At 66.7% G+C, this 16,250-nt stretch carries 19 protein-coding genes; 5 read left to right on the top strand and 14 right to left on the bottom strand.

From position 1 onward, the window contains the following. Positions 1 to 25: 25 nt before the first annotated feature. Positions 26 to 481: a nuclear transport factor 2 family protein gene (locus ACLD02_RS15950; protein ID WP_203105901.1), complete on the bottom strand. Its 456-nt coding sequence runs from the start codon at positions 479 to 481 to the stop codon at positions 26 to 28. Here ACLD02_RS15950 and pip point away from each other — a divergent pair. Beyond that, on the top strand, positions 480 to 1,454 hold the full coding sequence (gene pip, locus ACLD02_RS15945) for a prolyl aminopeptidase (protein ID WP_203105900.1): 975 nt from the start codon (positions 480 to 482) through the stop codon (positions 1,452 to 1,454). The two genes, ACLD02_RS15950 and pip, sit on opposite strands and share 2 nt — an antisense overlap. Here pip and ACLD02_RS15940 read toward each other — a convergent pair. After that, positions 1,354 to 1,920, bottom strand: a complete 567-nt coding sequence (locus ACLD02_RS15940; protein ID WP_410299139.1) for a DUF3261 domain-containing protein — start codon at positions 1,918 to 1,920, stop codon at positions 1,354 to 1,356. The genes pip and ACLD02_RS15940 overlap by 101 nt on opposite strands. Before the next feature lie 57 nt (positions 1,921 to 1,977). On the opposite strand from ACLD02_RS15940, the gene dtd reads away from it, so the two are divergent. The 4 genes from dtd to ACLD02_RS15920 all read left to right on the top strand — a co-directional run bounded on the left by dtd (position 1,978) and on the right by ACLD02_RS15920 (position 5,967). Next, positions 1,978 to 2,415 carry a D-aminoacyl-tRNA deacylase gene (gene dtd / locus ACLD02_RS15935; RefSeq protein WP_410299138.1) on the top strand — a complete coding sequence of 146 codons (438 nt, stop codon included), beginning with the start codon at positions 1,978 to 1,980 and terminating at the stop codon, positions 2,413 to 2,415. A 146-nt stretch (positions 2,416 to 2,561) separates the two neighbouring features. Then, positions 2,562 to 3,041, top strand: coding sequence for a DUF3015 domain-containing protein (locus ACLD02_RS15930; RefSeq protein WP_203105897.1), 480 nt, complete (start codon positions 2,562 to 2,564; stop codon positions 3,039 to 3,041). A gap of 80 nt (positions 3,042 to 3,121) precedes the next feature. Beyond that, positions 3,122 to 4,936 carry a DUF4105 domain-containing protein gene (locus ACLD02_RS15925; protein WP_410299137.1) on the top strand — a complete coding sequence of 605 codons (1,815 nt, stop codon included), beginning with the start codon at positions 3,122 to 3,124 and terminating at the stop codon, positions 4,934 to 4,936. A gap of 65 nt (positions 4,937 to 5,001) precedes the next feature. Further along, a complete protein-coding gene (locus ACLD02_RS15920; RefSeq protein ID WP_238401175.1) occupies positions 5,002 to 5,967 on the top strand; it encodes an alpha/beta hydrolase in 966 nt (321 codons plus the stop codon). Between the two features lie 17 nt (positions 5,968 to 5,984). Here ACLD02_RS15920 and tatC read toward each other — a convergent pair whose 3' ends face one another. The 12 genes from tatC to argS form a co-directional block, all read right to left on the bottom strand. Beyond that, positions 5,985 to 6,758: a twin-arginine translocase subunit TatC gene (tatC, locus tag ACLD02_RS15915; protein ID WP_203105895.1), complete on the bottom strand. Its 774-nt coding sequence runs from the start codon at positions 6,756 to 6,758 to the stop codon at positions 5,985 to 5,987. Then, positions 6,751 to 7,128 (bottom strand): Sec-independent protein translocase protein TatB, encoded by a 378-nt coding sequence (tatB, locus tag ACLD02_RS15910; RefSeq protein WP_203105894.1) that lies wholly within the window; start codon positions 7,126 to 7,128, stop codon positions 6,751 to 6,753. Before tatB ends, tatC begins: the two co-directional genes overlap by 8 nt. Before the next feature lie 33 nt (positions 7,129 to 7,161). Next, on the bottom strand, positions 7,162 to 7,389 hold the full coding sequence (tatA, locus tag ACLD02_RS15905; RefSeq protein WP_203105893.1) for a Sec-independent protein translocase subunit TatA: 228 nt from the start codon (positions 7,387 to 7,389) through the stop codon (positions 7,162 to 7,164). A 2-nt stretch (positions 7,390 to 7,391) separates the two neighbouring features. Further along, complete coding sequence (locus tag ACLD02_RS15900; RefSeq protein ID WP_203105892.1) at positions 7,392 to 7,730, bottom strand: phosphoribosyl-ATP diphosphatase; 339 nt, start codon at positions 7,728 to 7,730, stop codon at positions 7,392 to 7,394. Between the two features lie 83 nt (positions 7,731 to 7,813). Further along, the gene (locus tag ACLD02_RS15895) at positions 7,814 to 9,430 is read right to left on the bottom strand and encodes an AarF/UbiB family protein (RefSeq protein WP_410299136.1); all 1,617 of its coding nucleotides are present in this window, start codon (positions 9,428 to 9,430) and stop codon (positions 7,814 to 7,816) included. Continuing rightward, a complete protein-coding gene (locus ACLD02_RS15890; RefSeq protein WP_410299135.1) occupies positions 9,430 to 10,059 on the bottom strand; it encodes an SCP2 domain-containing protein in 630 nt (209 codons plus the stop codon). The genes ACLD02_RS15895 and ACLD02_RS15890 overlap by 1 nt, the downstream gene beginning before the upstream one ends. Further along, complete coding sequence (ubiE, locus tag ACLD02_RS15885; RefSeq protein WP_410299134.1) at positions 10,059 to 10,817, bottom strand: bifunctional demethylmenaquinone methyltransferase/2-methoxy-6-polyprenyl-1,4-benzoquinol methylase UbiE; 759 nt, start codon at positions 10,815 to 10,817, stop codon at positions 10,059 to 10,061. Before ubiE ends, ACLD02_RS15890 begins: the two co-directional genes overlap by 1 nt. Continuing rightward, positions 10,814 to 11,515 (bottom strand): FFLEELY motif protein, encoded by a 702-nt coding sequence (locus ACLD02_RS15880; RefSeq protein WP_410299133.1) that lies wholly within the window; start codon positions 11,513 to 11,515, stop codon positions 10,814 to 10,816. The genes ubiE and ACLD02_RS15880 overlap by 4 nt, the downstream gene beginning before the upstream one ends. Before the next feature lie 131 nt (positions 11,516 to 11,646). Then, positions 11,647 to 12,975, bottom strand: a complete 1,329-nt coding sequence (hslU, locus tag ACLD02_RS15875; protein ID WP_203105887.1) for an ATP-dependent protease ATPase subunit HslU — start codon at positions 12,973 to 12,975, stop codon at positions 11,647 to 11,649. Then, positions 12,975 to 13,514 carry an ATP-dependent protease subunit HslV gene (hslV, locus tag ACLD02_RS15870; RefSeq protein WP_203105886.1) on the bottom strand — a complete coding sequence of 180 codons (540 nt, stop codon included), beginning with the start codon at positions 13,512 to 13,514 and terminating at the stop codon, positions 12,975 to 12,977. The genes hslU and hslV overlap by 1 nt, the downstream gene beginning before the upstream one ends. A gap of 265 nt (positions 13,515 to 13,779) precedes the next feature. Then, positions 13,780 to 14,412 carry an SPOR domain-containing protein gene (locus ACLD02_RS15865; protein ID WP_410299132.1) on the bottom strand — a complete coding sequence of 211 codons (633 nt, stop codon included), beginning with the start codon at positions 14,410 to 14,412 and terminating at the stop codon, positions 13,780 to 13,782. Beyond that, positions 14,412 to 16,175, bottom strand: a complete 1,764-nt coding sequence (gene argS / locus ACLD02_RS15860; RefSeq protein WP_203105884.1) for an arginine--tRNA ligase — start codon at positions 16,173 to 16,175, stop codon at positions 14,412 to 14,414. Before argS ends, ACLD02_RS15865 begins: the two co-directional genes overlap by 1 nt. Positions 16,176 to 16,250: the final 75 nt, after the last annotated feature.

Genomic DNA, 16,250 nt, shown 5'->3' with positions numbered 1-16,250 from the left:
GTTTCAGCCGCGATAACGGCGGTCGCTACTGTCGCCACCCCCGCGTCTCCACCCCGGTCAGCAACCAGTCGCCACCGTCACGGCGCCAGTGGCTGCTGACCTGAAAGCCGTCCGCGTCGTCCGGCAGGGTGGCGCGGCCACCCCACACGAGAGCATTGAAGCGCACGCTGGCGTTGTCCGCCGGCGTGGCCAGCTCCACCCGCACGTTCATGAAGGTGACCTGGCGTTTCGGGTAGCGCAGAAAGGCGCCCACCAGCCGGCGGCCCACCGCCTTGCGATCCAGATCCCGGTAGCGGAAACCATCGTCCAGCCGGTCCATGACGGTATCCACGTCGCCGGCTTCCAGGGCGGTTTCCAGCTCGGCCACGGCGTCCCGCAGTGCCTGTTCCGGCGGTGGCCGGTCACAACCGGCGAGAGCCAGTTGCAGCAATACCAGCAAACAGTATGCTGGAAGCCGTCGCCCGTGGCGGAAGGTCCGCATGTCGTTATTTCCCCCTGTTGAACCCTATCATCGTGAACACCTGGACGTGGGTCACGGCCATCGGTTGTACGTGGAGCAAAGTGGCAATCCGGACGGGCCGCCGGTGGTGGCGCTGCACGGTGGCCCGGGCGGGGGCAGTTCGCCGATGCTGCGGCGGCTGTTCGATCCGCACCGCTTCCGCATCGTGGTCTACGACCAGCGCGGCGCCGGGCGCAGCCAGCCCTACGCCTGCACCGAGCATAACACCCTGCCGGACCTGGTGGCGGACCTGGAGCGCATCCGCGCCCACCTGGACATCCCGCGCTGGGAACTGGTGCTGGGCGGCTCCTGGGGCGTGACCCTGGCGCTGGCCTACGCCCTGGCGTACCCGGATTCAGTGGCCGGCCTGGTGCTGCGGGGCGTGTTCCTGTGCCGCCAGCAGGACATCGACTGGCTTTACACCGAGCATGGCGCCGCCCGTTTCTATCCGGATCACTGGCAGCGCCTGCTGGACGCTCTGCCGGAGGATGACGGCGGTGACCTGCTGCATCGCTACCACCGTGCCCTGGAGGGGCCGGACGGCGAGCGGCTGGCCCGGGAATGGACCCTGTGGGAGGCGCGCCTGTCCAGCCTGACGCCGCCGGCGGAACTGAACGTGGACCACAACGCCCTGGCCATGGCGCGGCTGGAAACCCACTACTTCGTGAACGGTGGCTTCCTGGAGCGGCCCCTGCTGCCCCGGCTCGGTGAACTGCAATGCCCGGTGGAAATCGTGCATGGCCGTTACGACATGGTGTGCCCGCCGGAGCAGGCCTGGCTGCTGCACCAGGCGTTGCCCAACAGTCGTTTGCACTGGGTAGCGGCGTCCGGGCATTCCACCATGGAGCCGGCGATTACCCAGGCCCTGGTGCGTTCGGTGAAGGCGTTGAGCCGTCCACGGGCAACAGCAGCATCAGGTAGCCGTAGCGGGCGTTATACACCGGGATCGGCGTAACCCGGGGCTCTCCCTTCTGGAACGACACCCATGCTTCCAGGGTCTGGCCGTCGTAAAGCCGCAGGGTGTCGCCGTCCCGTTCCAGCCGCCAGGGCGGTCGCAGCGGCGCGCGCAGGCGCGGCTCCGGCCACAGCGCCAGTTGAAGGTCGGCGATCAGGGCGTCGGCGGAGAGCGTCGCCGGCAGCGCCGGGGTGCGGCTGATCTCGGTACGTCCAGGGCCGTGCTCGAAAGTCAGCACCGGCCGGCCTTGCATGTCGGTGAGGCGGATGCGCGAGCGCTCCGGCGTCAGGCTCAGCCGGACCCGGTAGTTGACCCGGCGTCCGTCGTCGAGGCGAATCGTCAGCTCGCGCTGGAATTCCCGGAATTCACCGAACGGCGGCGCCAGCGGGCGTGGCGACGGCGGCGGCGTCAGCCAGGCCTGGCAGCCGGCCAGCAATAGCAGCAAAAGCGGAGCGAGTTTTTTCATGGCCGGTTGATTACACCACAGTGCCGGCCCCCGCTACACAAGATGATCGGGAAAACCATGAAAGTACTGTTGCAGAGAGTGACCTCCGCCAGGGTGGAGGTGGCGGGAGAAACCGTTGGCGCCATCGACGCCGGGCTGCTGGCGCTGGTGGGCGTGGAGCGCCATGACGACGACGCCATGGTCGCGCGCATGGCGGAACGGGTCGCCGGCTATCGCATATTCAACGATGACCAGGGGCGCATGAACCGGGATGTGCGCGAGCAGGGTGGCGCCGTGCTGCTGGTGTCCCAGTTCACCCTGGCGGCGGATACCCGCAAGGGGCGACGGCCGGGTTTTTCCGGCGCCGCCGCCCCGGCGGATGGAGAGCGTCTCTACGAAGCCCTGGTCGCCGCCCTGCGCGCCACCGGGCTGACCGTGGCCACTGGCCGCTTCGGCGCGGATATGCAGGTGAGCCTGACCAATGACGGGCCGGTCACCTTTATGTTGGAGATGTGATCAAGGTCCGCTTGCTTTTTGTAAACGGATGGTTTTTGCACCAACGCTATATTGCAACCCCATGACCCTCCTTTATGATGAATTCCAGCTCCCGGGGGAATCCGCATGGGAGCCTATGGACAATCATCGATAACAGGAGAGATCCCATGAAAAAAGTTTTTCTGGCAGCGGCCTTGCTTGGTGCTTCCGTTTCCGCTCAGGCCACGGCGCCCGGCGGTCCCGGTTGCGGCTGGGGCAACCTGATTTTCGAAGGCAAATCCGGCATGCCGGTGCACCTGCTGGCGACCATCGTCAACGGTACCTCCGGTAACGCCACCTTCGGCATGACCAGTGGCACCAACGGCTGTGACACCAGCGGCGCGCTGACCTACTCCGGTGAAAGCCTGCTGTCCATGAACGGCGTGCTCGAGGAAGTGGCCCAGGACATGGCCACCGGCGACGGTGAAGCCCTGACCGCCCTGTCCGTTTCCATCGGCGTGGAAGGCACCGACCGCGCGCATTTCAACAGCGTCATGCACGACAACTTCGCCGCCATCTTCCCCCGTCAGGACGTGAGCGCCGCGGAAGTCATGCAGAACATCACCGCGGTGATGCAGCAAGACCAGAAACTGGCCAAGTACGTATAAGGCCGGTTTACCCCGGGCCCGCCCCAACAAGTCGTTGAGGGCGGGCTTTTTGTGTCCGTCATTCTTTCCCGGGATCATCCATGCGCTTCGCACTGTCGTGCGTAATTCTTTTCTATTGTCTGGGGGCCCAGGCCGCCGACCTTGAAACGCTCGCCGAACAACCGCGCTGGCGGGCGCTGCTGCACATCAACCCCGGCGCCACCCTGCGTGATCGCCAGCGCAGCTACGTGGACGACGACGATTTCTTTCTGGCCGCCGACGGCGCCGACGATCCGCTCGCCGAACTGCGCGCCACCCGTCGCGCCCTGGCGCCGGCCGGCGCCGCCGAACGCTGCCGCTTCCCGGCCCGCTACCGGTTTCTCGCCGAGCAGCTGGGCTGGGACGACCCGGCGCCCTTCGCGCACTGCGCGGACTACCAGGAATGGCGCGCCGCCGTGCACGCCAAGCGCGCCGTGCTGGTGTTTCCGGCGTCCTACCTGAACAGCCCCTCGTCCATGTTCGGGCACACCCTGATGCGCCTCGACCAGGGCGATGACGGCGCGGTGTGGCTGTCCTGGGCGATCAACTTCGGTGCCGTCACCACCGAGGACGACAATTCCCTGTTCTATATTTACCGTGGCCTGGCTGGCGGTTATCCGGGGCGTTTCAACCTGGTGCCCTATGTTCAGAAGATCCAGCAGTACTCCAACATGGAGAGCCGCGATATCTGGGAATACACCCTGGATCTCGACCAGGGTGAGATCGATTGGATGATCGATCACCTTTGGGAACTCAAGGACATCAATTTCGATTATTACTTTTTCGACGAGAACTGCTCGTTCCGATTGCTGGAACTGGTGGAAGTGGCGCGCCCCGGCAGCGGCCTGCTCGACGATTTGCGCTTCGCCGAGCTGCCGGTGAACACGGTGCGCTCGCTTGATCAGGAGGGGCTGGTCACCGAGCGGCATTACCGTCCCTCCAAGGAGCAGGAATTGCAGGCGCTCAGTGAGCGCCTGGACCGCGACGAGCGGGTGCTGGCGCGGCGCCTGGCGGACGACCCGGGGCTGGCGGACAGCGCCGCGTTCCAGGCCTACCCGGAGACCCGGCGGGCGCTGATGGCGCGCACCGCCTATCGCTATGTACGTTTCGTGAACCGCAAGGCGGCGCGTACCGAGGACGTGGCTGGCCGTTCCTTCGCGCTGCTGTCGCTGGTCAACCGTTTGCCGGCGGTGCCGGAGCCGGCGCCGGCGGGCAGAACGCCGCCGGAGCAGGGCCACGGTTCGCAGATGCTGGCCGTCGCCGGCGGTCAGCGCGGTGCCGACGATTTCGGCGAGCTGACCTACCGGCTTACCTACCACGACCTGCTGGACAACCGCGCCGGTTTCCTGGACGGCGCGCAGATCCAGGGGCTTGGCATCACCCTGCGCGGCACCGAATCCCAGGCGGTGGACCTGGAGGCTCTCGATGTGGTCAGCATTCGCTCCCTGGCGCCACGGACCGAATTCGCCAAGCCGCTGAGCTGGTATGTGGAGGGCGGCCTGGAGCGGGTCCGGGCCGGCCGGCGACGGCTGGCGCGTTATGTTCAGGGCGGCGCCGGCGCCAGCTGGCGGCTTGGTAATCTGCAGCCCTATCTGCTGGCCAGCGCCCGGGCCGAGAACAACAGCGACTTCGCGCCCCTGATCACCACCGGGGGCGGCGCCGAGGCGGGAATCCTGTATCATGCCGGGCGCTGGCAATGGCAGCTTGGCGGCGCCGGCCACTACTTCATCAACGACGTCTATCGGCATCGCACCACCCTGGCGGTTCAGTACGCCCTTGCCCGGCAGCACGGCTTGCGTGCCGAGGTGGAACGGGAAGGCTGGCGCGGCGACGGCGACACCGAATTCAAGCTGCAGTGGCGTTGGTACTTCGACTGAGCCCCGCCGCCGGATCATGGCCGGTGGCTGAATGCTCTGTTTCAGCGGTTTAAACGGGGACATCATTGAAAGCACTTGGATTAATTCTTAGCGTCCTGCTGCTGACCGTGATGAGCGGCTGCAGCAGCCTGTTTTTCTACCCCGCCAAGCCCTGGGTCCAGAATCCGGCCCGTCAGGGGCTGGCCTACGAGGATGTGGTGTTGATTCATCCTGATGGGCTGCGCCTGCATGGCTGGTGGTTGCCGGCCCAGGGGTACAGCCGGGGTACGGTGTATTTCCTGCACGGCAACGCGGAAAACATCAGCACTCACCTGATGAACGTGCACTGGCTGCCGGAGCGTGGCTACAACGTCTTTCTGCTGGATTATCGCGGCTATGGTCTGTCGGAGGGCGACCCGGATTTGCCCGGGGCGCTGGCGGACGTGCAGTTGGGGCTGGACTGGCTGGAGGCCTCCGGCCGGCTGGCGGACAAGCCCCTGGTGCTATTCGGGCAGAGCCTGGGCGGCGCCCTGGGCACCGGCGTGCTGTCCCGCGAGAACAACGACGGCGAGGTGGATTGCGTGATGCTGGAAGCCAGCTTCGCCAGCTACCGGGGCATCGCCAACGACGTAATGAAACGCAGCTGGTTGCTGTGGCCGCTACGTTGGATGGTGCTGCCGACCCTGCCGGAGCGCGGGCGGGACCCGGAGCGGCATATCGCCGATCTGGCGCCGCGTCCATTACTGGTGATGCACAGCACGGAAGATCCGGTGATTCCGTTCGCCCAGGGCGAGCGTCTGTTCGCCGCCGCCGCCGAGCCGAAGACATTTCAGGCGCTGAAAGGCGGTCACGCCCAGGGCACCCGGGACCCGGCGGTACGCGATCGCATGCTGGATTTCCTGGAGGAGAACGGCTGCGCCGAACCGGCGCCGCGGGCGCGTACCCCGGCGCGGGACGGTGACACGTTGCCCGGTCGGGGAGGGCGCGCCACCGGCGCCTCCGAGGAACCCGGCGAGCCGCGTGTCACGCCGGTGGACGCCTACCGGTTCTGACCCGGGCGGGGCCCCGCTCAGTCGCGCTGGTCGGCGGCTTCCTGTTCCTGGCGCTCCACCTGCTGGCGACGCACCAGGCGACCGAAGATCAAACCGACCTCGAACAGCAGCCACATGGGCACCGCCAACAACGTCTGGCTGACGATGTCCGGCGGTGTCAGCAACATGCCGATCACGAAGCAGCCCACCACTACGTAGGCCCGGGACGCGGCCAGTTTTTCCACCGTGGTGATGCCGGTGATCACCAGCAGCACGATGGCGATGGGTAATTCGAATGCCACCCCGAAGGCCAGGAACAGGGCGAGCACGAAGTCCAGGTAGCTGCTGATGTCCGTGGTGACCGCCACGCCTTCCGGTGCCACGGTGGTGAAGAACTTGAACATCAGCGGGAATACCACGAAGTAGGCGAAGGCGGCCCCGGCATAGAACAGCAGCACGCTGCTCGCCAGCAACGGCACCGCCAGCCGCTTCTCGTGCTTGTACAGGCCCGGGGCCACGAACGCCCAGGCCTGGTGCAGGATGAACGGCATTGCCCCGAAGATGCTCAGATAAAGCGTCAGTTTGAACGGTGCCAGAAACGGGGCGGCGACCCCGGTGGCGATCATCTGGGTGCCCACCGGCATGGCGTCCATCAGCGGCCGCGCCACCAGGGTGTAAAGCTCGCGGGAAAAGTAGAACAGGCAGAGAAACACCACCAGCACGGCGATCACCGCCTTGAGCAGGCGGTTGCGTAATTCCAGCAGGTGGGAGATCAGGGTTTGCGGGGTATCCTCCCCGTATTCCTCACTCATCGGCTTTCTTCTCGGACTCCGGGGCGTCGTGGTGGGGCGGCGTATCGGGCTGGGTGTGTTCGTCGTGCTCCAGGGTCTGCGGGCGGCGCCGGGCGCGGGCGATGTCCTGCTCGGAAAGCAGGTTGTCGCGGGCTTCGCGGATGCTGTCCTCGTCCAGGCCCATTTCGCGCATTTGCTTTTCCATGCGCTCGCGCATGTCCTGGTTGAGCGCCTCGCGCTCCAGTTCACCGCGCAGGTGGTTGAAGGTGGAGCGCGCCCGTCCCATCCAGTAGCCCACCGTGCGGGCCGCCTTGGGCAGGCGCTCCGGACCCAGCACCACCAGGCCGATGACGAAGATCAGCGTCAGCTCGGAAAAGCCGATATCAAACATGCGCCGGGGCTCTCCGCATCAAGCCGGGCCCCATCAGGCCTGGTCCTTGTGCTTTTCCTGTTCCTGTTGGGGGGCGTCCTTGTCGTCGTCGGCGAGGCGCTTCTGGTCCTGCTCCTGCTCGCCTTCCTTCACTGAATCCTTGAAGCCTTTCACGGCGCCGCCCAGGTCGCTGCCGATGTTGCGCAGTTTCTTGGTGCCGAACAGCAGCACCACGATGGCCAGGATGATGATCAATTGCCAGATACTGATACCGGAAAACATGATTACTCTCCTCGCGCTTTTCGCGCGGCTTTTTCGTCGTGGCCGGACAGACCGAAACGCTGTTCGAGCCTGGCCAGGACCTGATCGGGACCGAGCCCCAGATGAGCCAGCATGACCATGGAATGGAACCACAGATCGGCGGTTTCGCCGATCAGGGCCTCCGGGTCGCCGCCGGCTTCGGTGTCACGGGCGGCGAGCAGGGTCTCCACCGCTTCCTCGCCGACCTTCTCGAGAATCTTGTTGAGCCCCTTGTCGTACAGGCTGGCCACGTAGGAGGACGCCGGATCGGCGTCCTTGCGGGCCTCCAGGACCTCGTGGAGCTGGTTGAGAATGTCGGACATGGGGGCGCTTTCTCGACGGTTCGGGTTCCAAAGATCGTGCCAGTTTAGCACCGGCGCTGACTATACCCCAGCAATGTGAAGGCTTATCGGCGCCAGGCCCAGAACAGCAGCACGGCGGCGCCGGTGGCAAGCCAGGGCGCGGCGCGACCGCCGTTGAACAGGGCATCGCCGGCGGCCAGGCCGGCCAGGGTCAGGCCTCCCAGCCCACCCAGCAGGGTATGGCGGTGGCGGCGCAGGCCGTCCTCGAAGCGCTGCGCGGTCTCGCGCTGCTGCTGGGGCTGGTGGCGCAGGTTCTCCAGGGCGTCGCGCAGCAGGTCGGGCATCTCCGGCAGCTGGGCGGTCCACTCCGGGAGCCGGTTGCGCAGTTTGCGGGCGGTGGCGGTGGGGCCGTACTCCTCCATCATCCAGCGTTCCAACAGCGGCCGGCCGGTGGTCCAGATGTCCAACTGCGGGTAGATGCTGCGGCCCAGGCCCTCGATGTGCACCAGGGTCTTCATCAGCAGGATGTACTGTACCGGCGCCTCGATGTGGTAGTCCCGCGCCAGATCGAACAGCTTCAGGATCAGCGGCGCGAACTCCAGGGATTCCAGGGAGGCGCCGCGCACCGGCTCGATCAGCTCGGTGACCGCCTGCTCGAAGCGGTGCCGGTCCACCGGCCCGCGTGCCCAGCCGGCGCGGATCACCAAATCGACCAGGGCCGGGTAGTCCTCGCGCATCACCGCCAGCACCATGCGGCCCAGCACGTTCAGATCCTGCTTGGACAGGCGCCCGGCGATGGCGCAGTCCACCGCCATGTACTGGGGCGATTCCGGGTGCTCCGGATTGACGAAGATGTTGCCCGGGTGCATGTCGGCGTGGAAGAAGTTGTGGCGGAACACCTGGGTGAAGAAGATCTCCACGCCCCGTTCCGCCAGCTGGCGCGGATCGATGCCGGCGGCGCGGATGCGTTCGATGTCATTCACCGGAATGCCGTGGATGCGTTCGGACACCATCACCCGGCGCGAAGACAATTCCAGGTGCACGGCGGGGATGTGCAGCAGCGGGCTGAACAGGAAATGCCGGCGCATGGTCTCGCTGTTGCGGGCTTCGCGCTCCAGGTCCAGCTCGGCGCGGATCACGTGCTGGTAGTCGCGCACCACCCGTACCGGGTGGAAGAAGCGGGCATCCGCCCACAGGCGCTCCAGAACCCGGGCGCCGAAATCCATCACCTTGAGGTCCCGTTCCACCCGCTCCTCGATGCCCGGGCGCAGCACCTTGACCACCACTTCGCCGCCGTCGGGCAGGGTGGCCGGGTGCACCTGGGCCACGGAGGCGGCGGCCAGGGGCACGTCGTCGAAGTCGGCGAACACCTGGTCCAGGGGGCGGGGCAGGGCGGCCTCCACCAGGGCGCGGGCGTCGGCGCCCTGGAACGGGGTCACGTCGTCCTGCAGCCGGGCCAGGGCCTCGGTCCACTCCGGGGGCAGCATGTCCCGGCGGGTGGCCATGAGCTGGCCGAACTTGATGAAGATCGGGCCCAGCCGTTCCAGGGCCAGGCGCAGACGGTCGCCCTCGCTGAGGCCGCCGGTGCCGAGCCAGCTGGCCGGCATCAGGTACTGGAAAAACAGCAGCAAGGGCCGCGCCGGGTGACGCGGCAACAGGGAAAACAGACGATAGCGGCAGGCCACGTGGACCACCACGAACAGACGGGCGACGGGGGGCATCAGCGGCCTGGACTCCGGTTTTTCAGGTGTTGCACGCGGGCTTGCAGACGGTCCACGTCGCCGCGCAGTTCGTCCACGTCCTGGTAGAACTCGTACAGATCCCGGCGCAGGGCCAGCAGGCCGGCCTCGCTGCCCAGGTAGTCGCCGACCTGGTCGCCGAGCCGGTTCAGGGTGTCGCGGGCCCAGCCGAACAGGCGGCGCGCCCCCAGGTCCACCTGCTGGGCCAGTTCGCCGCCGATCAGCGGCTCCAGCAGGGCGCCCCAGTCCAGGCGCAGGTCGGCGGCCAGCTCGCGCAGGTCCTGCAGCAGCTCGCGGCTGCCTTCCACCCGCACCGGGCCGCCGATCACGCCGGGCTGGCGGCGCCAGTCCATGACCAGGGCGGCCAGATCCACCGGGTTGCCGGTGACGGTGACGTCCGGCTCCGCCTCGCTGCGCAGATACAGCTCCACGCCGTCTTCCACGATCAGCGCGTACAGGGCGGTGCTGGGCAGAGTGAGGCGCACCGCCAGCAGCCGACCAGCGTGGTGGCTGAGCCGCGCGGCGCTGGCCGGGTCGCCGCGCAGGGCGGCGTTGATGGCCCGTTCGGCGGTGGCCGTGGCGGTAGTGGAGAGCAGGCCCGGTTCGCGCATCAGACCTTGAAACCCCGGTGCAACGCAACGATGCCGCCGATCATGTTGAAGTACTCGGCGCGGGCGTAGCCGGCCTGCTCCATCATGCCCTTGAGGGTGTCCTGGTCCGGGTGCATGCGGATCGATTCCGCCAGGTAGCGGTAGCTTTCCGAGTCGTTGACCACCAGCTTGCCCAGGCGCGGCCAGACCGCGAAGGAATACAGGTCGTAGAGCTTGGACAGGGGTTTGTGCACCGGGTGCGAGAATTCCAGGATCAGCAGCCGGCCACCGGGCTTGAGCACGCGCAGCATGGAACGCAGGGCGGCGTCCTTGTCGGTGATGTTACGCAGCCCGAAGGCGATGGTCACGCAGTCGAAACTGTTGTCGGCGAACGGCAGGCACTCGCCGTTGACCTGGGCGACCCGGGTGTTATGGCCGCAGCCGGCGTCGAACAGGCGGTCGCGGCCCACCGACAGCATGGCCTCGTTGATGTCGGCGAGTACCACCTCGCCGCTGTCGCCCACCAGTCGCGAGAACTTGATCGCCAGGTCGCCGGTGCCGCCGGCCAGGTCCAGGACCCGCTGGCCGGGGCGAACGCCGGCCAGTTCGATGGTCATGCGCTTGAGAACGCGGTGGCTGCCCATCGAGATCAGGTCGTTCATGACATCGTATTTGCCGGCCACCGATCGGAACACGCCGGCCACCTTTTGCTGTTTCTCCCGCCACGGCACCTGCTGGTAGCCGAAGTGGGTCACCTTGTCGTCGTTGGTATCGGTCATCGGGCGTCCTTGAAGGGAGCGGGGTGATCGGCCAGGACCCGGTCCAGGATGGCGGTCTCGCGTTCCGCCACCCGTTCCAGCAGCCGGCCCACGCTGGGCACGGGCTTCATCACCCGGAAACTGCGGTCCATGAAATCATACAGGTTCGCGAAGCCCGCCGCATGGGCCGGGCGGCGCACCAGCCGGAAGGTGGTCTGGATGGCGCGCGAGCGCACATAGCGGTCGACATGATGGCCGAGGCCGGCCACCAGGGCCAGTTGCCGGCGGCGAGCCGGCTCGCCACCGGCGCCACGGTAGGCGGTGGTGTAATCGGCCTGCGCGGGAGCGTTATCCAGGGCGCCGGCCAGTTCGTGGACCAGGGCCTCGTCCAGTTCCTGGGTGAGGATCGCCGCTTCCAGCGCACTGGCGGAGGTGACCATGACCCGGTCAGGCAGCAGGCGCATGGCCTTGGGCAGGGCACGGCGGATTTCCCGGGCCACCGGCGGCAGGTCGCGGCCACCGTAGACGTCGTCGAGGAGGAACGCCATGCCCGGACGGAGCAGCGGGTCGTCGAACAAATCCCGGTGGGTGGCGAGAAAGCGTTCGCGCTGGAAGGCGCGCAGACGGTCCAGGCGCGCCAGGAACACGGCGTCGTCCTGGTGCTGGCGCAGTTGGAAAAAGCGTTCGAGGCAGTGTTGCAGGTGTTCGCCGGCGTTCATGGGGTCCCTCCGGCGAGGGATGATAGCAAGCGGCCCGGCGAGCCGCGATACAGGATTCAGGATACAGGCTGAAGGGCATGGCCCGCCCCTGCATCCTTCATCCTGTACCCTGTATCGCGCCCAGGGGGTGCTTACAGGATGTAGCGGCTCAGATCCTCGTCGGCGGCCAGTTGGCCCAGGTAGTGGTCCACCGCCTGGGCATCGATCACCAGCGGTTTCTCGTGGTACTGGGTGGCCAGGTCGTCGGCGTCGTAGCTGATCTCCTCGAGCAGCTTCTCCAGCACCGTGTGCAGGCGGCGGGCGCCGATGTTCTCGGTGCGCTCGTTGACCTGCCAGGCCACCTCGGCGACGCGGCGGATGCAGTCGTCGGTGAGCTCCAGTTTGAGCCCTTCGGTGGCCAGCAGCGCCCGGTACTGCTCGGTGAGTGAGCATTTCGGCTCGGTGAGAATGCGCTCGAAATCCTCCGGGGTGAGCGCGTCCAGTTCCACCCGGATCGGCAGGCGGCCCTGCAGCTCCGGAATCAGATCGCTGGGCTTGGACAGATGGAAGGCGCCGGAGGCGATGAACAGGATGTGATCGGTGTGCACCATGCCGTACTTGGTGCTCACCGTGGAGCCTTCGATCAGCGGCAGCAGGTCGCGCTGCACGCCCTCCCGGGACACGTCGGTGCCGCCGGACTCGGCGCGCTTGGCGACCTTGTCGATCTCGTCGATGAAGACGATGCCGTGGTTCTCCACCAGGTCCACCGCCGCCACCTTGAGTTCGTCCTCGTTGACGAAGCGGGCGGCTTCCTCGTCGCGCAGAATGCGCAGGGCATCGCGCACCTTGAGCTTCTGGGATTGCTTGCGGCCATTGCCGCCCATGCGCGAGAACATCTGCTGCAACTGGCTGGTCATTTCCTCCATGCCCGGCGGCGCCATGATCTCCACGCCCTGGGGCGCACTGCTCACTTCCACCTCGATTTCCTTATCGTCCAGCTCGCCTTCGCGCAGTTTCTTGCGGAACACCTGGCGGGTGCTGGAATCGGCGGGCTGTTCGCCCCGGGCGGCGGGCAGCAGGGCATCGAGCACGCGTTCCTCGGCGGCATCCTCGGCCTTGTCCCGGTTGCGCGCTATTTCCTTCTCGCGCAGCAGTTTCACCGCCACTTCCACCAGGTCGCGGATGATCGACTCCACGTCCCGGCCCACGTAGCCCACCTCGGTGAACTTGGTGGCCTCGATTTTCAGGAACGGGGCGTCGGCGAGTCTGGCCAGGCGCCGGGCGATCTCGGTCTTGCCCACCCCGGTGGGGCCGATCATGAGAATGTTCTTGGGCGCCACTTCAGCGCGCATTTCCTCGGGCAGTTGCATGCGGCGCCAGCGATTGCGCAGGGCCAGGGCCACGGCCTTCTTGGCCTCTTCCTGGCCGACGATGTGCCGGTTCAGTTCGCTGACGATCTCGCGGGGAGTCAGGGAGGCCACTATTCAAGCTCCTCGAAGGTGTGATTCTGGTTGGTGTAGATGCAGATGTCGCCGGCGATCCTGAGGCTCTGGGCGACGATGTCCCGGGCCGGCAGCTCGGTGTTGCGCAGCAGCGCGGAGGCCGCCGCCTGGGCGAACGGGCCGCCGGAGCCGATGGCGATCAGGCCGCCTTCCTCCGGTTCCACCACATCGCCGTTGCCGGTGATGATCAGGGAGTTGTCCTTGTCGGCCACCGCCAGCAGGGCTTCCAGACGGCGCAGGGCGCGGTCGGTGCGCCAGTCCTTGGCCAGCTCCACGGCGGCGCGTACCAGGTGGCCCTGGTGTTTCTCCAACTGGCCTTCGAAGCGTTCAAACAGGGTGAAGGCGTCGGCGGTGCCGCCGGCGAACCCGGCGATCACCTTGCCGTGATAGAGGCGTCGTACCTTGCGGGCATTCCCTTTCATGACGGTGTTGCCCAGGGTCACCTGGCCATCGCCGCCGATCACGACGTTGTTGCCGCGCCGCACCGAAACAATGGTTGTGCCGTGATATTGCTCCACGGAGGTCTCCTTTTCTGACGTCAATTCGATGTGTGGGTGGGGGTGGGGAAATTCAAGGTGGTGGGGACGCCAGCGCGCCGGCACGCCAGCACGCAACACGCAACACGCTAAACCCAGGGTGGAGAGGCTTGGTGTGTTTCCTGGCGGGGCGGAGTGAGGGGCCGGCTATACCTCTTATTCCCGAAAAACACTGCAATCATCCCGGCAGCGGGTTTAGCGTGTTGCGTGCCAGCGTGCCAGCGTGCCAGCGTGCCAGCGTCCAGCCCTATTCCTTAAGCTGGATCGGCAGGGTCTCCACCCCGTTGGCGGCGAGTTTGTCCTGGGCCCGATGCAGGGCGTTGATGTTGTTGTAGGGGCCGATCATCACCCGGTGCCAGGTGTCGCCGTTCTCCAGCTTAACCGGCTGGATGCGCACGTCGTAGCCCTTGAGGATCAGTTCCGCGCGGCGCCGGTCGGCGTCCTTCTGGTTGCGGAAGCTGCCCGCCTGCAGAACGAAGCGCTGGTCGTGGCGGCCGGCCACCGGGGCGTCGTCGTCCTCGGACGAGGTCGCGGGCCGGGCTTCCTTGACCGGTTTGGACGGGCGTTCCTCGTCGTCGCCCTTGGGCACGATCACTTCCATCTTCGGCAACACCGCGTAGAAATCGAACTTGGGTTCGCTGTCGCCGTCGTCCTTATCGGCCGGCTCGGGCTCCTCGGACCGGGCCGGCGCCGGCGTCTTGTCGGCAGCGCGCGGGCCGTCGCCCTGCTCCATCTGCACGTGGGCCAGATGCACCAGGAAGGCCACGAACAGGCCGGCCACGGCGCCGGTGAACAGCCATACCCAACCCGGGATCTGACGGCGGTTCTGTTGCTTGCCGCTGCGACCGCGGCTGGCGCCACGGCGGGTGTTCTTCGCCATTACATGCGCTCCAGTGGTTCCAGACCCAGCAGGTTCAGGCCGCGCGCCAGGGTACGGGCGGTCAGCGCCGCCAGCTTCAGGCGGCTGGTTTTCAGCGCCTCGTCCTCGGCGGCCAGAATCGGGCAATGCTCATAGAAGGCCGAGAACAGGCCGGCCAGGTCGAACAGGTAGGCGCACAGGAAGTGCGGCTGGCCCTTGGCGGCCACCTGTTCCACCACTTCGCCGAACTGCACCAGGCGGGCGGCCAGGGCCTGCTCCGCGTCCTGGTCGAGCCGGAAATCGCCGTTCAGGTCGCCGACCTGGTTCAGGCTCAGGCCCGCCTTGCGGAACACGCTCACCACCCGGGTATAGGCGTACAGCAGGTAGGGGGCGGTGTTGCCCTCGAAGCTGAGCATCTGGTTGAAATCGAAGATGTAGTCGCTGGTGCGGTTCTTGCTGAGGTCGGCGTATTTCACCGCGCCGATGCCCACCGCCCGGGCGATGGCGCGGGCCTCGTCCTCGCCCAGGTCGCCATTCTTGGACTTCACCAGGTCGTAGGCGCGCTGTTCCGCCTCGTCGAGCAGATCGATCAGCTTCACGGTGCCGCCGTCGCGGGTCTTGAAGGGGCGACCATCGGGGCCGTTCATGGTGCCGAAGCCAAGATGCTCCAGGGCCACATGATCGTCGACGAAACCGGCCTTGCGGGCTACCGCGAAGATCTGCTGAAAATGCAGCGCCTGGCGCTGATCCACGAAGTACAGCAGCCGGTCGCCGCCCAGGGTGTTGGCGCGATAGCGCACGGCGGCCAGGTCGGTGGTGGCGTACAGATAGCCGCCGCCGGCTTTTTGCACGATCACCGGCAGCGGGTCGCCGTCCTTGTTCTTGAACTCGTCCAGGAACACGCAGCGCGCGCCCTGATCCTCGGTGAGCAGGCCGGCGGCGTCCAGGTCGGCCACCACCTTGGGCAGATCGTCGTTGTAGGCGCTTTCGCCGCGCACATCGTCCGGTCCCAGTCGCACGCCCAGGCGCTCATAGACGGCGAAGCAGTGGCTCAGCGACACCTGGTTGAATTCCCGCCACAGCTTCAGGCAGTAGTCGTCGCCGGATTGCAGCTTGACCACCAGGGCGCGGGCGCGGTCGGCGAATTCATCGGATTCGTCGAATCGCTTCTTGGCGGCCCGGTAGAAATTTTCCAGGTCGGACAGCTCGCGGCTCAGAGCCTGGTCGCCATCCTCGTCCTTGCGCTCCTCCAGGTAGGCCAACAGCATGCCGAACTGGGTGCCCCAGTCGCCCACGTGGTTCTGCGCCACCACCTTGTGGCCGAGGAAATCCAGGGTGCGCGCCACGGCGTCGCCGATGATGGTGGAGCGCAGGTGGCCGACGTGCATTTCCTTGGCCAGGTTCGGCGAGGAGTAGTCGAGCACCACGGTCTGGGTGCGCGCCGGGCGCGGCACCGCCAGGTGCGCGTCGGCGAGGGCGGCTTCCAGTTGATCGGTGAGCCAGCTCTCCGCCTGGAAGAAGTTGATGAAGCCAGGGCCGGCGATGTCCACCCTGGCCACCGCCCGATCCTCGGGCAGGGCATCCACCAGGGCCTGGGCCAGGTCGCGGGGCTTCATGCCCGCCGGCTTGGCCAGCATCAGTGCGATGTTGGTGGCGAAATCGCCGTGGCTTTTGTCCTTGGTGCGATCGATCTGCACCGGCCGCCGCGCGTCGGCGGGCAGAGTGCCGTTGGCGGTCAGGCTTTCCAGCGCTTGCTCGATCAGGGCGACAAGACGGTCTTTCATGTTGTTCCGGGGCCATGGATTGGGCCGCCGATTGTACGGCAAAGCGCAGCGGAATGCCGCCCCCGGGGGCGGCAT

It is taken from the genome of Alloalcanivorax sp. C16-2 (genome assembly GCF_046507615.1).
Taxonomy (GTDB): domain Bacteria; phylum Pseudomonadota; class Gammaproteobacteria; order Pseudomonadales; family Alcanivoracaceae; genus Alloalcanivorax; species Alloalcanivorax marinus_A.
Note: the sequence above shows the minus strand (reverse complement) of the source record. Positions and strands in the feature narration are given on the sequence as shown.